Source organism: Bacteroides sp. AM44-19, from assembly GCF_003603395.1.
Taxonomy (GTDB): domain Bacteria; phylum Bacteroidota; class Bacteroidia; order Bacteroidales; family Bacteroidaceae; genus Bacteroides; species Bacteroides uniformis.
Window position 1 is genome coordinate 13,371 of sequence record NZ_QTNB01000024.1, and the last position, 15,603, is coordinate 28,973.

Genomic DNA, 15,603 nt, shown 5'->3' on the forward strand with positions numbered 1-15,603 from the left:
GAATGGGCAAGTCAGGAACAATTTGGTCGATGATAGCAAGTGTAATATCACCATTACTTGCTTTATTAGGTGTAATAAGTTGCTGTGGGCTACCTATATTAGCCGGAATATTAGCAACATTAGGAATTGGAGCGTCACAACTTAGTTTTTTTGCAGAGTATAAAGGTTGGTTTATTGGCTTTGCCATCATCTCCCTACTCTTTGGCTTTTATCAAGTTTATTTCAAAAAAGAAACTTGTGGATGTGGAACGAATGTTTCAGAAACAAATCTGAAAAGACGTTCCAAATCAAAGTCTTTCCAAAAATTCTTCTTGTGGTTAGGTGTGGCAATACTTGTATTCGTTCTGTTTATTGGAAATAAAAATCAAACAGTCCAAAGCAATGAAAGTGGCGGATGCTGCCCGGCAAACACACAATCAGTGCAACCAGAAGAAAAGAAATGTTGCGGAACACAGCCACAACCTGAACAGGAAGAAAGCTGTTGTGACACTACATTTAATTAATAAATAGTTTTTAATTCAATAGATTATGAATACTTTATTAGACACATTACAATACTTCGTATTTATTACGATTGAGTTGATAGCCTTATTTCTGTTAATCAGCGCAGCCGTAGAAATTATACTGATGTATATCCCGGAAGAAACGATTCGGAAAAAGCTATCAGGTTCGGGTATTATGGGCAATGTCATAGCTGCCGGATTTGGGGCATTAACCCCTTTCTGCGCTTGCTCTACCATTCCTATGACAGTAGGTTTTCTAAATGCAGGAGTTCCATTTGGTTCTACAATGTCCTTTCTGATAGCTTCTCCATTACTCAATCCTATCATTATAGGTATGTTGGGAGCTTTGGTAGGATTTAAGGCAATGGTTTTCTATTTTGTCATCGCTTTTATCTGTTCCGTTGCATTTGGATATGTTCTCGAAAAAATAGGCGCACAAAAGTATGTGAAAAATGTTCGGGTGAAACCCAGTTGTTGTTCAGGCAGCGAACAGCCTAAAAACAAAAGGTTGCTTCCTTTCCGCCAAAAAATAAAGATTGCTTTTATAAATGCGTGGGGGAGCCTTAGACCTATTATGATATATTTACTGATAGGTGTTGCTCTCGGTGCTGGCATTTATGGCTATATGCCGCAAGATTTTGTGTTGAAAATAGCAGGTGCAGACAATCCTCTCGCTATACCTGTGGCTGCCGTATTGGGTATTCCTCTGTATATCCGTGCAGAAACAGCTATCCCCATCGGCATAGCATTGATGGGCAAAGGTATGAGCATCGGGGCGGTTATTGCCCTCGTTATCGGTGGTGCAGGAATGGCTATTCCCGAAATGAGTATGCTTGCCAGTATATTCAAGAAAAAACTGGTAGGCATGATAGTGGCGGTTATCTTTTTAACGGCAGTTATCGCAGGTTATGTATTTAACCTGTTTTTATAATCACTTAAAAATAAATAGTTCAATTATGGAAGAAAAGGAAGATAAGAAGAAAGGCTTTTTTGCCTCTCTATTTGCTCCGAAACCTTGTAAATGTAGTTGCGGAGTGCAAATAGAGGAAGTAGAAGAAGATGGAAATCCGTCAGAGAATTTGAAAAAGGACGAAACCAAAGTATCAGAAAAGAATGATACGAGTGAAAATCAAGGTAACTCTTGCGGATGCTGTGGCTAAAATCATTCATCAATATTCTGTTTGAAAGGAAACTAACTTAATACAATTTTTTAATTGGCTATCTAATGTAGGAAGTATGCTCACATACTTTCTACATTTATTTATTGTATATTAAAATATAAAAATAAACTTCTATTTGCAATATAAATGACAGAAGAATATATGACATGAATAGCGAAATCGAATATGAGAATTTTATAAAGAACATAGACCTTGTAATCTATGATAAAATAGATATTGATAATTGGAATATTTCAATAGACTTAATATTTGAAGTAGTAGAGTTCCTACAAAAATCACTCGAAGAATTAAGAACGATTATTATTGAGCATCCGTTTGAAAGTAAAGAAGAGGAAATTTATTTTTTCAAATATATAAAACCGGAAGTCTTGGGACGATTATTATACTTCACAGATGTGTATAACGCTGAAATGAGAAAACCGAATGGTAGCATTGAGGTAGTAAAGAAGCACTACAATGACAGATTGGATGAACTGACCTCCTATTTTGAAAGTAATTTAGACTTCTATCAATATTACCGTTCCAAAGCGACACATTTAGATAATCATTATTTTGTAAGGGGGCATATTGATTTTAAACTATGCCCGAATTGTACCCCTTATGACCGTGACCCGGAATTTTCAACTTGCTACGACCACAAAGCAGCACAAATATTAGCAAATGATATGCTTAGCATTTATTTGAATAAAAGGCTACATTATGTAGATAAGCAAATAATCATTGAAGAAAGTCGAGCATTTCTTTCTGAACACCCTTTTCGATGGACTGCTCCAAAGATAGCATTAGTAGAACTTGGATATTCTATTTATGCTGCGTGTGTCTTGAATAATGGTAAAGCAGATATTAAAGAGATTATGACTTATTTAGAAGCATCTTTCAAAGTTGATTTAGGGGATTACTATCGGACTTATATAACAATAAAAGACCGGAAGAAAGACCGGACTTCATTTCTTAGTAACCTAATAAAGTGTTTGCTGAAGAAAATGGATGAAGACGACAACTTATAAAAAACAAAAGCACAAAAACAACCAAGTATCTACCAACTTGGTTGTTTTTGTTTTTACCCGTTTTCACCCATTTTTTCTTACTTTTCAGCTCAAAACAGATGGTTTTTAGGCTAAAATCCTCAAAAAAATAAATCTTCCAACTTGGAAAGAGGTTGGAAGATTTATTTTTTCAAATGCTTCAACTTTGCAGCAAATCAATTAGTTAGCAAAATGGAGATAATAACATTCGAGTCAAAAGCCTACAAGGATTTAGACAACAAAATTACCGCTATCGCCGATTACATATTCAATCACACGGAAGCGGAAAGTACCAATGAAGATGAAATTTGGGTGGATAGTTACGAGGTCTGCACATTTTTGAAAATCAGTGAAAAGACACTGCAACGTTTGCGAGTGGCTGGAACTATTGCCTACTCCAATATTCGGGGGCGTTACTTCTACAAAATAAGCGAAGTAAAACGGATGCTGGAAGAACGACTGATAAAGAGCAATAAAGAGAATATTCAAGACCTGATAACCAACCACCACCTATATGTTAAGGAAAGAAGAAATATTAGAAAGGACAAGTAACGGGCTATCTGTATTCAAGCACTATGTACCCGGTAATTGGCGGATAGGTCGAAATTTCTTGAACCCGCTTTATGAAGATAATAAAGCGTCCTGTAATATCTATTTCGACCGCCGAAGTGGTATATATAAGATGAAAGATTTTGGCAATGACAATTATAGCGGTGATTGTTTCTTTTTCGTGGGGCAACTTAAAGGGTTGGACTGCAATAATTCGATGGATTTTGTGGAGATACTGGAAACCATCGACCGGGATTTGGGATTAGGACTGGCAACAGGTAACCCGATACCTGTTACCCGTAATTCTTGCCGTGTGGTGGATAATATATTGGAAGAAACACCTGAGAAGGAAAGCAAACCTTACCAGTTCAGGGAACAGAAATTTCCGCTTGCTGAATTGATGTACTGGCAACAGTATGGTATCACACCGGAAATATTGGAACTGTACAAGGTCTGTTCCCTACGGGATTTTCAGAGTGTAACAGCGGATGGAACACAATTCACTTATACTTCATCCGTAACAGAACCAATGTACGGATATAAAAGTAAACGATATATAAAACTGTATCGTCCATTCTCAAAAACTCGTTTCCTCTATGGGGGTAATTTCGGAGATAATTATTGTTTCGGATTGGAACAACTACCCGCAAAAGGTGATACACTGTTTATTACGGGCGGAGAAAAAGATGTCATGTCATTGGCTGCACATGGTTTCCATGCTATCTGCTTCAACAGTGAAACGGTGACTGTTCCCCCTACCCTGATTTATAAACTGACTTTCCGGTTTAAACACATCATCTTATTGTATGATACCGATAAAACGGGAAAGGAAAGCGCACGCAAACAGGAAAAACAGTTGGAAGAATTTTCAGTAAAACGGCTGCTTTTACCGCTTTCCGGCACGAAAGAAGAAAAGGATATTTCCGACTATTTTAAAGCGGGGAATACCCGTGAAGATTTCCTGAAATTGTTTATCGAATTTTTAGATAACCTATATAGTGATACATTGATTATGCTTAAATCGTGCGAAATAGACTTCAATAATCCCCCGGCAAAAGCACAGGTGATAATTTCTGCCGGGGACGTTCCACTGGGGACACAAGGAAACCTGTTCGGCATTACGGGTGGCGAGGGAACAGGTAAAAGTAATTATATCGCTGCTATGTTGGCAGGCTGCATCTGCCAGCCGGATAAGGAAGTTGATACTCTCGGCATACAGATTACTGCCAACAGTAAGCGCAAAGCGGTATTACTTTACGATACGGAACAATCCGAAGTACAACTGTTCAAGAATGTAAGTAACCTGTTAGCACGTGCGAAGCAACCGGACAAACCGGAAGAACTGAAAGCATTTTGTTTGACGGGGATGTCCCGCAAAGAACGTCTGCACGCCATTGTTCAGAGTATGGATAAGTTCTATTACCAATATGGGGGCATACAGTTAGTAGTGATAGACGGTATCGCCGACCTTGTGAAAAGTGCCAATGATGAAGCGGAAAGTGTGGCGGTGATAGATGAACTATACCGACTGGCAGGAATTTATAATACCTGTATTCTTTGCGTGCTGCATTTCGTACCCAATGGATTGAAGCTCCGGGGGCATTTAGGCTCGGAATTACAGCGCAAAGCGGCAACTATCCTTTCCATCGAAAAGGACGAAGAACCTACACAATCGGTGGTAAAAGCCCTGAAAGTCCGTGACGGTAGTCCTTTGGACGTTCCTTTGATGCTTTTTGCTTGGGACAAAGCAGCCGGGATGCACCTTTATAAAGGGGAAAAGCCACGAGAGGAAAAAGAGAAACGCAAGGAAAAGGAACTGGTATGCGTTGCCCGTGATATTTTTGGACGGCAGACACATATTACCTATATAGACCTGTGCGAACAGTTGCAGCAGGTTTTGGACGTGAAAGAACGTACTGCCAAAAGCTATGTTCGTTTCATGCGGGAACGGGATATTATCATTAAAGACCCGTCCAACCAAAGTTATTTTATGATTGGTTTAATTTAATCAGGTAGCCTTATGTATATAGATAAAGACGATTTTACCGCATGGATGGAGCGTATCATGGATAGGTTCGATATGCAGGACAAGAAAATAGACCGGGTGATAAAAGGACGTAATTGTTTGGATGGTGAAGAACTGCTGGATAATCAGGATTTATGCTTGCTTCTGAAAGTAGCCCCTCGAACACTGACCCGTTATCGAAAAAAAGGAATACTCCCTTTCCTTATGTTGGATGGTAGATGTTATTACCGTGCCACGGACGTACACAAGTTAATCCGTGAAAAAACCGACTAATTTTTTCTTTTCTAATAGCTTTTAATCCTGTTTTGTCGTGAGATAAAACAGGATTTTCTTTTTCCTGTTCGGGTATATCCGGGACTTTCTGTATATTTGCAACAGTTTCATAAGACAATAACAGCATAGGTTGAAAAGCCGATTGCTTTTATATATAACATAGCGTTCGCAGAACGTCTCAACGTAGAAAACTGGTAATTTTCAAAGAGAAGAGATTTATGCGCAATGTTCATGCTATACTTCTGTATAGCGTGGGCTTGCCTGTTTCTTCTCTTAGGCGTACCAGTGCCTCTACGTTGGAATAGTGTGAGTTCACGCTTTTTTTAGACGTACTGGCGAACAGTTTATAACTAAAAACTGTTTGATACCAACTTATGAAACATTTAAAAACTTGTATTGCTGTATCTCTCGATGGCTTCATTGCCCGAAAAGATAATGATTTGGACTGGATGCCGGAAAACGTTAAAAAGGAAATTTCGGCAGCTTATGAACAACCCGGTATATTTCTTGCCGGAGTGAATACCTATAACATGATTTTTAAACGTTGGGGCGGATGGCCGTACAAAAGTAAAAAGACTTTTGTAGTGTCCCACTACGACACCAATGTGACGAAAAAGGAGAATGTAACCTTTCTTACCGATATACCCTTACGGGCAATCAATGAACTTAAATCAAGTTCGGAAACCGATATTCAGGTCATTGGCGGCGGTAAGTTTATAACCTCGCTGATTGAAGCGTCCCTGCTGGATGAAATAACGCTGTATATCGTTCCGGTCATGCTTGGGGACGGTATCAAGTTTATAGGAAAGACTTTCGGGTCGAAGTGGGAACTGACCGGACACCGGGTGATAGACAATCAGGTCGTTTACCTGACCTACCAGTATAAAGGAGAATGATTTAAAAAAGCACCCGGTGTCCCTCCGGGTGCTTCAACCACAAAAATTTCAATTATAAATCTATCTATAATGAAACTTTCTGTGGCAAATATAACGATTTTCGTCTTATTTCTTCGGTTTGCCTTTCTTTTCAGGGAACACGAAAGTAACATTAAACTGCCCGTCAAAGGCAAGTGAAGCGTCAAAGACTTTGCCGTTCTTGCTTTTAAAGCCTTTGATTAGCCCGGTTTTCCCGGTAGTCACCAGTTCGGTAATCTGTTTGTCCGTTAGCTGCTTGTCGCTCTTGTTGCGGAAGATGGTAACGGAACAATCCACATTGGAACATTTGGCGACTTTCGGATAGAAAAGGATGCGCCCGGTCTTGCATTTCGGGCAGATACAACCACTGCCCGAAACGAAAGAAAGTTGAACATCCAAAAGTTCAGCCGTGATTTGCCGTGCATACACTTCGATGCCTTTGCGGAACGTGTCGGGGTTCATTTCCCCGCTTTCTATTTTGGCAAGCGTATTTTCCCACATTCCCGTCATTTCAACGTCTGCTATCTTCTTGTCCCGGATGATGTTGTAAACGGTAAGACCTTTCTCGGTAGGGACAAGGTTCTTTTTCTCCCGGACGATATACTGGCGGGAAAACAGCGTCTCGATGATGGCTGCCCGTGTTGCGGGCGTGCCGATACCCGTATCTTTCATGCTGGCTTTCAGGTCGGCGTTTTCCAGTTCCTTACCTGCTGTTTCCATCGAAGAAAGCAAACTGCTTTCCGTGTGTAACGGCTTGGGCTTGGTCTGTTTCTCCAGTAATTCAATGCCGGAAAGCGGTAAACTATCTCCGTCCTGCATGGCTGGCAAAGCAGCGTTATCTTCTCCGTCCTCTTTCTCGCCGAATACGGCACGCCATCCGGCGGACTTGATTACAGACCCTTTGACCGTGAAAAGCGACCCTGCACATTCCAGCGTTACACTGGTAACGTCTTTGACGCATTTTTCAGAAAAGGCTTCCAACATCCGTCCGGCTATCAGTTCGTAGATTGCCTGTTCGTCCGCTTCCATCTTGTCGGGCAGGTTTTCAGTCACTATCAGGGCGTGATGGTCTGTTACCTTGCCATCGTTCACGGAACGGGAATTTAAGGCTTTGCCTTTCATCCCGGCGGCATATCCGCCAAAACGGGTGTACTGTTCCAAATTGACAAGACGTTCCGGGATTTCCTCGAACACGTCCTGTGAGATATAACGGCTTCCGGTTCGGGGGTAGCTGATTAGTTTACCCTCGTATAACTTTTGTGCGATGGATAGGGTTTTGTCTGCGGAAAAGTTCAGTTTGGTATTCGCTTCTTTTTGGAGCGTGGTTAAATCATAGAGCAACGGCGGTTCTTGGTTCACTTCCTTACGCTCTACGGTTTTCACCTGTACTGTTTCCGCTTCCTTTATCCTTTGCAGCGTGTCGATGGCGGGCTGCTGCTTATCGCATTTGTCTGTGGACAGTGCAGCAAAGGAAACATTGTCTTTTGCCGCCTGTAATTTCAGTTGCCAATACTTTTGTGGGACAAAGTTCTTGTTCTCCAAAAAGCGGGTACATATCATTGCCAACGTGGGCGACTGTACCCGTCCCAAAGAAAAAATGCCTTGTCCGGCTGCCACACTTAAAGCCTGTGTACCATTAATTCCAATTAAATAATCCGCTTCGCTGCGTGCCTGTGCCGAAAGGAAAAGGTTATCATACAGGCTACCGGCTTTCAGGTTTTGCAGTCCCTCACGGATTGACTTGTCGGTAAGGCTGCTTATCCATAAACGGACAAAGGGCTTGTTGCATCCAATGTAATTGTAAATATATCTAAATATGAGTTCTCCCTCTCTCCCTGCATCGGTAGCGACAATTATCTTATCCGACTGGTCGAATACGTCTTTGATTACTTTTAGTTGTTTCAATGCGCCGGGGTCTGCCTTGTACCCTTTTTCCGCTTTCACTTGTCGGGGTGTAAGTTGAAAACTATCCGGGATAATAGGCAGACTTTCCCGGCGGAAACTCTGTATGCCGTATGCTTCCGGCATTGCCAAACCGACAAGATGGCCGAACGCCCAGGTAACGAGATACCCGTTACCTGAAAGATAGCCATCCTGTTTTTCACTCGCTCCTAAAATACGGGCAATGTCCCTTGCCACGCTTGGTTTTTCTCCGATTACTGCAATCATTCTAATTTTGATTTTAATTGTTCCACTTCTTTTTGTCTTAGGATTTTCCGGTCATAATAGATGTGATAGCCATCTACATAAAATTGTCGGTTCTGCTCGTCTATGGCTTCCCAGTCTGTTTTGTAACAGACAAGGGTAAACAGGGCGAAACCGACAACCGGGATAAGGATTAACACCGCTATCATCTTTTGCGTCCCCTGCTCTGTTTGGGTTTGTCCGTCTGCTCCTGCTTCTCCTTTTTATCCTGCTTGGTTTTTTGCTTTTCAGTGGGCTTGTCCTGACCCTTTTTCAAGGGTTCTTTCACTTTCTTGGTGGCTTCGTTGGTCTTGCCTTCCGAATTGACCGCTACCTGTGTGCGGTTCTTGCTGGCGGGGGTAATTTCTTTCACGGCGGAACGGTCAAAGCTGGGATTGTCACTGTAAAAGCCTAACTTCTTCTTATCATGGTTCACCTGAATATAAGCATCATATTCGACCCCCCGCTTGTCTTTCAGTCCGGCAACAAAGATGGTTTTGTCATTGACTAAATCCTGCTGTTGCTGGCGGGATAACTCTATTCCTGAAATGCTTTTGGGAATGGTTACACCGTCACTGGTGACAAGGCTGTTCTGCTGTGTCTGTTTCTGCCCTTGCTCCTGTGACTGTTTGGCATTGGGATAGATAAATTCCAGACTTTTCTTGTCGGCATTGACCTGAACAGTTGCGGAAAAGGGATTTTTACGGTTGGAAATCATGTTTTCAAGGAATACGCCTTTTCCCTCCCGTAAGGCTTGTTTCTGTTCCTTGTTCAGTTTGACACCTTTTATTTCATCCGGTATTTGAACACTGCTTGCACGCATGGAAACCAGTTCATTCGTTACCTTATCCACACTGACAAAAGAAGGTATCATTTCTCCCGTGATATAGTTTTTCAGGTTTACTATCCGTCCCATGTTCCCCGTTTCAAGAAGATTGGCTTTATCCTCTTTGGAAAATTCATGTCCGAAAAACGGGCGTTCAAGTTCCGGCTTTTGTCGGATGCCGTGTATCGCCAAAACTACATTCCCGTCTTTGTCGTGCCGGAAAGATAAACGTGCGTCCAGTTTCATAATGGCTGAATTATAGTTTCCGGCGATGGTAAACGCTCCGGGCGACTTGTAGCCCCTTAACATGGGTTCTAAAGCCTTTGCCTTTTCAAGCTGTTCTTTGGATAGACCAAAATTCTTCAAGGCTTCCCAGTCCACTTTATCCGGGTCAATCACATACTTGCTTTTGTCGGGTTGCTGCGGTGTTTGCGCCATTGCTCCCGCTTCTTTGGCTGGCTGCTGTGGTTGTTGGGCTTGGGTTTCCTGTTGTTCTTTCTTCGCTTCCTGCTTCACGGTTTCAGGTGTCACCCGGTAACGCTCTATGCCCGCTTCGTTTTCAGGTGTCGGATGATTGAAATTATCCCTGATTATCGGCTCGATTTTGGGAAGTTCAATCTTTGGGATTTTGAAGAAGTTAAAACGGGTCGGGTTCTTCAACTGGTTCATCATGTTGGAAAAGAAGTTGGAAAAGAAATCACCGTGACGGTCGAATTTCAAAAGTTCACTGTTGTTCTCCGGCGGTACGGTTTGGAGTTCCCCGTTTTCATCTACGCCTTTTACTGCGCTGATTGTCTTTTTCTCCTTATCCAGTACAAGAAGAATATCCATCATCTGTTCGTCAGTGGTGGATTGGCTGGCTGTGTTTACATCCATAATGTTTTGAATTTTAGTGAGTAAATAAATTTTCGGAAGTAAAAGTAAGGATGAAATAGAGTATATTTAAGGCTTTGGGAATAGGTGGCTTCATTAGTCCCTGTTTGTCCTTATTTGTCCCTGCCAATAAAAACGGCAGCCTGTAAAAAGCTGCCGTTTGTCTGAAAAATCTTCTATTCTTCTGTTTTTATTAAGTGCTGCAAATTGGGGTCGTTCTTAATCCGTTCCATTTCGTCCGTGACAATCTGCTGGACTTCTTGCTTGACCCGGTTGTAGTTCGCCTGTATTTCTTCCTGCATCCGGTCGTTCCCGTCCTCGTCCCTGAAATCTATAATTTGGGGCAGCTTCTTGTAGTTGGCAGTTTCCCGTTTCACTTGCTCGTTATCCACCACAATTTCCGCATGGAATATTTTTTGCTCGATGCGTTCATCGAAGTTGTCACTAACCGCACCCACAAACATACCCTGCGTTAAGTTAGATATTTTACTGGGCGGTATCAAACTATCCATCTGCGTACTGATTGAGGTTGATTTATCATTCCGGTTGATAGTCATGCTTTGGCGTTTCTGCAAGACCTTTCCGAAACGGTCTGAAAGCGTTTTTGCCGTTTCAGAAACCACCTGACCGCTAAAAATATTACCTACCGTATTTTCGATAACTTTGCTTTCCTTATCCCCATAATCCCGGCGTAACTGGCTGAAATCCTGAAAGCCCAAACAGACCGCTACCTTGTTGCTTCGTGCCGTTGCTATCAGGTTATCCAGTCCCCGAAAATAGATGGTCGGTAACTCGTCAATGATTACGGAACATTTTAGCTGGTGCTTCTTGTTTATCAGCTTCACGATACGGGAATTATACAGTCCCAAAGCACAGGAATAGATATTTTGACGGTCGGGATTATTGCCTACCACCAAAATTTTAGGTTCTTCCGGATTGTTTATATCCAGTGAAAAATCATCCCCTGTCATTACCCAATACAGGGCAGGTGAAATCATTCTTGAAAGTGGGATTTTAGCACTTGCAAGCTGCCCTTGAAGCTGGTCTTGCGCATTGGATTCCCATGCGTCCATGAACGGTGAAAGGTAGTTTTCCAGTTCGGGATAACTGGTTAAAATTGTAAACGTGTCGGCATATTTCTTGTTCAGAAATTCAATGGCGTGCGGGAATGTACAATACTTTCCACCCTGATATATTTTCAAAAACCATATTATAGAAGCAAGTAAAATAATAGGACTTTCCACAAAGAAATCCCCTTGCTTGGTTATCCAACTGCGGTTCAAATTTAACATGATTGTGTAACTGGCTTCGTATGCGTCCGATATGTCCGTCATAAACGCCGGATTTATCGGGTTACATCGGTGGCTCTTACGTGGGTCATCAAAATTGATTATGTAAAATTTGGGCTTCACCTTGTACCCGTCCGAATGGTTAAGCAAATGATTGTAGGCTATCTCCGAAAGGTCGGGAAATTTGTAGTCATACAGATACATTGCGAAGCCCTTTTCTATTTGCTGTTTGATAAATTGGTTTACGACACAAAAAGACTTCCCACTGCCCGGATTTCCAACAACGATGCACGCACGAAAAATTGCTACAACGTTTATCCATCCATCGTTCCACTTCTTTTTATAGTAGAAACGAGAACGAAGATTTACGGAATATTCGTTTTCTATCAGGCGTGTTTCCTGTGCGAAACTTTCATTTTCTAAATTAAACACATCATCCAGCAGGTTATTTTTCAACAGGCGGGAAATCCACACTCCGGCAGCCAATAACGAAAGATACCCGGCTGTCATGGTAAAGATATACAATGCCGTGTTTGCCGCCAGTGGCAACGGTAAAACCAATAACCACCAGTTCAGGAAGAACAGGATAAAACCGATTGTCAGGAATACATAAATCTTGTTCCATGTGATTTTTTCCTCTTTCACTCCCTTTGTACCCAAACAGGAAAGCGCAAGGAATACCACTGAAAAAAGTTTGGTATATAGGATATTGGAGAACAGCCCGGCGGTACGCTGGAAGTTCAACAGGATTTTATCGACTACCCCGATATTGATACCCCACTGCCGGAACGACTGGTAACAAAACCAGTAAATGTTTATCACTACAAATAAAATACTGATTGCCCGCATAAAGTCCATGACCTTTGCAAGTCCTCTTAAATCATCTTCATTCTGCATAATTGAAATTTTTATATTTATTAAATACGTCTTTGTTTCTTCTTCTTTTTCTTCTTGGGTGGTGGAACTTGGCTGTTATCAGGTGGCGTATCATTCCCACCGGATAAAAGGCTGAACAGTCCCGCAATGGCTTTTCCTGTATTTTCAAGATGTCCGGTCGGGTTATATTCCGGTTTTTGTTCCTGCGTTTCCTGTTTGCTGTTTCCCGACAAAGTACGGGAGCCGGAAAACAGGTCGTTGAACACATTGGCGGAAAAGTCCTTTCCCAACCGTGAACCGTTCAGGACGGTACGGTTTTCGTGGTCGATGAATGTTACACCGTATATCCTGCCTGTATCGTTCTGCCGGAAAAGAACGTCTATACCTTTCCTTTTCAGTTCTTGTTCCAGTTCCTTACGGCTATGGGCGGATTTCATCACTGCGCCGACCGTCCGGCGGGTACGCTCTTTCAGGTTCTTGTCCTGAATGTCTTTTGTGGATTTCTTGATGTGTCGCTGGATGGCTTCGTAACCTACCGACTTACCCAAAGAGGATGATTTGAACGGGTTGCCTTGTTTTTCCCCTTTGTCATTGGTTGCCGAATAGACAATGCCGTTATAGGGTTTGCCGTTCACTTCCCCTTTCACTTCTTCTGCCTGTACATTATATATAGATAGCAACGCTTTGTATTCCGTGAAACTTTGGAAACGGTAGCTGCTGGCAAGGGCTTTCACCGTATTGGATAACTGGTGCTTTACGTCCCCTGCCCGGTAGTCCACCTTTTTAAGTTCGGGGCGGTCGGCTGCCTGTTTCTTCTCTGCCGGATGCAGCCCGTACTTCTGTTCCAGTTCACGGGTGATTTGTTTGCTGCGGATATGCTCGAACTTGTCGTTTATCTTTTTGCCCGTATCATCCACCCGGATGGAAACGATATGTATATGATGCCTTGCAATATCTTCGTGCTTGTAAACCATATACGGCTGGTTGCCGTACCCCAACTTATCCATATATTCTTTGGCTATATCCGCAAGCTGGCTATCGGAAAGTACATCGTCCGGGTGCGGGTTCAGGGAGATATGGATAATCGGCTTTTCCGTTTTCAGGTCTGCGGGCAGGTGCATATCGAAACATTCCATACAACGCCGGATGCTGAAATTTCCGTCCTCACTTTCAAACATACGGTTACTTAAAAGTACCTTTCCCTGTTCTTCGTCCACCTTGTTTTGGTTGTAAGAAAGTGCACCGAACAGGGAACTGCCTACGCTTATCTTTGCAACCATCTTGTTTCAAATTCACGGGTCAGTTCAATAATTTGGCGGTTCAGGTCGGCAAGTTCTATCGTTGCCTTTTCCAGTTTATAGAGAAAAGCGAGTGCTTTCTTCTCCGAAAAATTGGTATTGAGAGCCTTTACCACCTGATTATAATTCACGGCTATACCCCTGTACTGGGAATATAAAGCGGTCAGCCGGGTATAATATTCTACCGCCGCCTTGTCGATTTTAATCACTTTGAACGGTTCGCCAAAGATGCGGGCGGTGATAAAATGCGCTTTGGTGCGCATACCCGACTGGTCGAACAATGCCAAAAAGCGGGCGTGGTCTATCGCATTGAAGCTGATAGAGTACCGGAACACTGCCGGGTCTGCTTTGGGCTTTCGTCCTGCGCCACCCGGACGGGGCGCATTTTCATTTTTCTGTTTCATGTTTCATTTCTTTAAAGGGTTACGACTTCGGAGTGACCCTATCCCGGCTTCGTCCGGGCAAGGCGTTCAAAGCTGCTGAAAGAATTTCAAGCTGCTTAGAACACACCTTGCTATTTGCCAGTGCAAATAAAAATCCGCCTACGGACGGATTGGAGTTAGCGGATATTGGAACGCTCCCGGCGGCGGGGGCTTGGTTAGCCTGACCGATACCTTTCGGTTGCAAAGTAACGGGTATTAAAAATGCTGTGAAATAGCGGGTTATAGGACAAATGAGGACAAACGGGGACATTTGAGGACACATCTCGAAAGGGGTTGTTTTTCTATGTTTATTTGTCCCGGATTTAAGAAAGATAGCAATATGGATAGATGGAAATATAGAACGGAAAGCGGACGGAAAGAAAGCGGTTTTGAAAACTTGAAAACAAGATTTCAAGATTGCAATCTTTCAAGAAAGCAGGAAAGCAAACCGGATGGAATGATTGAAAGAAAACTGTCATTCAATCGGGAAAGCAAACTTTCTGCAAAGAAAACAAGCTGTCTTTGCAGAAAGATAACAAGAAACAAGGAAAGAGAAAAAGAAGTCATTCCGGCTTTCGAGCTTTCAACATGGAACGAAAGAAAACCATCCGTCAATCTGTACGGATGGAATGAAATAAAGATGTATCACAAAAAAGAATTATTACAATGAAGAAAGAAACCTTGTATGTGGCTTTCTCCACCCAAAAGGGCGGGGTCGGCAAAACAACATTCACCGTTTTGGTAGCAAGTTATCTGTATTATCTCAAAGGGTATAACGTGGCGGTCGTGGATTGCGATTACCCGCAGCACAGTATCAGTGCCATGCGCAAACGGGATGCCGAACAGGTGAACGGTGACGATTATTACAAACAGCTTGCTTTCAGCCAGTTCAAAACACTGGGAAAGAAAGCGTACCCGGTGTTGTGTAGTTCACCGGACGAAGCGATAAAAACGGCGGATGAATTTCTTGCGTCTGCCGGGTCGGATTATGATGTGGTCTTTTTCGACCTGCCCGGAACGGTGAACAGTGAGGGTGTTATCAATTCGCTTTCAGGGGTGGACTACATTTTCACTCCCATAGCCGCCGACCGGGTGGTATTGGAAAGCAGCCTTTCCTTTGCGGTAGCTATCAACAAACTGCTGGTAAAGAATGAAGCGTGCCGACTGAAAGGGCTGCACCTGTTTTGGAACATGGTAGATGGGCGGGAAAAAACAGACCTGTACACCCTGTATGAACAGACCATCGGGGAACTGGAATTACCCCTTATGAAAGTATTTATCCCGGACACCAAAAGGTTTAAAAAGGAACTGGATGTAGCTAACACTTGAAAAGGGACCCGGGTAGCATTTGAAACGTGTACCAC

General features: G+C 42.7%; 15 protein-coding genes and 1 pseudogene. 10 read left to right on the top strand and 6 right to left on the bottom strand.

The genetic code is table 11. The annotated features are described in order from the left end of the window. Window positions 1-2 precede the first annotated feature (2 nt). The 8 genes from DW947_RS19645 to DW947_RS19680 all read left to right on the top strand — a co-directional run bounded on the left by DW947_RS19645 (window position 3) and on the right by DW947_RS19680 (window position 6,453). A complete protein-coding gene (locus DW947_RS19645; RefSeq protein WP_011107121.1) occupies window positions 3-503 on the top strand; it encodes a hypothetical protein in 501 nt (166 codons plus the stop codon). A 25-nt stretch (window positions 504-528) separates the two neighbouring features. Next, window positions 529-1,434 carry a permease gene (locus DW947_RS19650; RefSeq protein WP_011107120.1) on the top strand — a complete coding sequence of 302 codons (906 nt, stop codon included), beginning with the start codon at window positions 529-531 and terminating at the stop codon, window positions 1,432-1,434. Window positions 1,435-1,459: 25 nt separating this feature from the next. After that, window positions 1,460-1,663 (top strand): hypothetical protein, encoded by a 204-nt coding sequence (locus DW947_RS19655; RefSeq protein WP_015532707.1) that lies wholly within the window; start codon window positions 1,460-1,462, stop codon window positions 1,661-1,663. 167 nt (window positions 1,664-1,830) lie between these two features. Next, window positions 1,831-2,691: an RteC domain-containing protein gene (locus tag DW947_RS19660; protein ID WP_011107118.1), complete on the top strand. Its 861-nt coding sequence runs from the start codon at window positions 1,831-1,833 to the stop codon at window positions 2,689-2,691. Between the two features lie 210 nt (window positions 2,692-2,901). Further along, on the top strand, window positions 2,902-3,261 hold the full coding sequence (locus tag DW947_RS19665) for a helix-turn-helix domain-containing protein (protein ID WP_011107117.1): 360 nt from the start codon (window positions 2,902-2,904) through the stop codon (window positions 3,259-3,261). Continuing rightward, window positions 3,224-5,266 (top strand): bifunctional DNA primase/helicase, encoded by a 2,043-nt coding sequence (locus DW947_RS19670; RefSeq protein ID WP_105100239.1) that lies wholly within the window; start codon window positions 3,224-3,226, stop codon window positions 5,264-5,266. Before DW947_RS19665 ends, DW947_RS19670 begins: the two co-directional genes overlap by 38 nt. 12 nt (window positions 5,267-5,278) lie before the next feature. Beyond that, window positions 5,279-5,557 (top strand): helix-turn-helix domain-containing protein, encoded by a 279-nt coding sequence (locus tag DW947_RS19675; RefSeq protein ID WP_005926255.1) that lies wholly within the window; start codon window positions 5,279-5,281, stop codon window positions 5,555-5,557. Between the two features lie 374 nt (window positions 5,558-5,931). Then, window positions 5,932-6,453 (top strand): dihydrofolate reductase family protein, encoded by a 522-nt coding sequence (locus tag DW947_RS19680; protein WP_015532708.1) that lies wholly within the window; start codon window positions 5,932-5,934, stop codon window positions 6,451-6,453. A gap of 105 nt (window positions 6,454-6,558) precedes the next feature. On the opposite strand, the gene DW947_RS19685 is transcribed toward DW947_RS19680, so the two are convergent. The 6 genes from DW947_RS19685 to mobA form a co-directional block, all read right to left on the bottom strand. Beyond that, window positions 6,559-8,640, bottom strand: a complete 2,082-nt coding sequence (locus tag DW947_RS19685) for a type IA DNA topoisomerase (RefSeq protein ID WP_011107114.1) — start codon at window positions 8,638-8,640, stop codon at window positions 6,559-6,561. Beyond that, window positions 8,637-8,825, bottom strand: coding sequence for a hypothetical protein (locus DW947_RS19690; RefSeq protein ID WP_011107113.1), 189 nt, complete (start codon window positions 8,823-8,825; stop codon window positions 8,637-8,639). The genes DW947_RS19685 and DW947_RS19690 overlap by 4 nt, the downstream gene beginning before the upstream one ends. After that, on the bottom strand, window positions 8,822-10,357 hold the full coding sequence (locus DW947_RS19695; RefSeq protein ID WP_011107112.1) for a DUF3945 domain-containing protein: 1,536 nt from the start codon (window positions 10,355-10,357) through the stop codon (window positions 8,822-8,824). The genes DW947_RS19690 and DW947_RS19695 overlap by 4 nt, the downstream gene beginning before the upstream one ends. Before the next feature lie 173 nt (window positions 10,358-10,530). Beyond that, window positions 10,531-12,540, bottom strand: a complete 2,010-nt coding sequence (mobC, locus tag DW947_RS19700; RefSeq protein WP_011107111.1) for a conjugal transfer protein MobC — start codon at window positions 12,538-12,540, stop codon at window positions 10,531-10,533. A gap of 20 nt (window positions 12,541-12,560) precedes the next feature. Next, entirely contained in the window at window positions 12,561-13,799 is a 1,239-nt protein-coding gene (gene mobB / locus DW947_RS19705; RefSeq protein ID WP_011107110.1) for a conjugal transfer protein MobB, read from the bottom strand. Continuing rightward, window positions 13,784-14,221, bottom strand: a complete 438-nt coding sequence (gene mobA / locus DW947_RS19710) for a conjugal transfer protein MobA (protein WP_007216065.1) — start codon at window positions 14,219-14,221, stop codon at window positions 13,784-13,786. The genes mobB and mobA overlap by 16 nt, the downstream gene beginning before the upstream one ends. A gap of 358 nt (window positions 14,222-14,579) precedes the next feature. Between mobA and DW947_RS19720 the strand changes: the two genes are divergently transcribed. Both DW947_RS19720 and DW947_RS19725 read left to right on the top strand, forming a co-directional pair. Then, window positions 14,580-14,909 (top strand): hypothetical protein, encoded by a 330-nt coding sequence (locus DW947_RS19720; RefSeq protein ID WP_105100255.1) that lies wholly within the window; start codon window positions 14,580-14,582, stop codon window positions 14,907-14,909. After that, window positions 14,906-15,553, top strand: a pseudogene (locus DW947_RS19725) (ParA family protein); the annotation flags it as partial. The gene DW947_RS19720 and the pseudogene DW947_RS19725, both read left to right, overlap by 4 nt. Window positions 15,554-15,603: the final 50 nt, after the last annotated feature.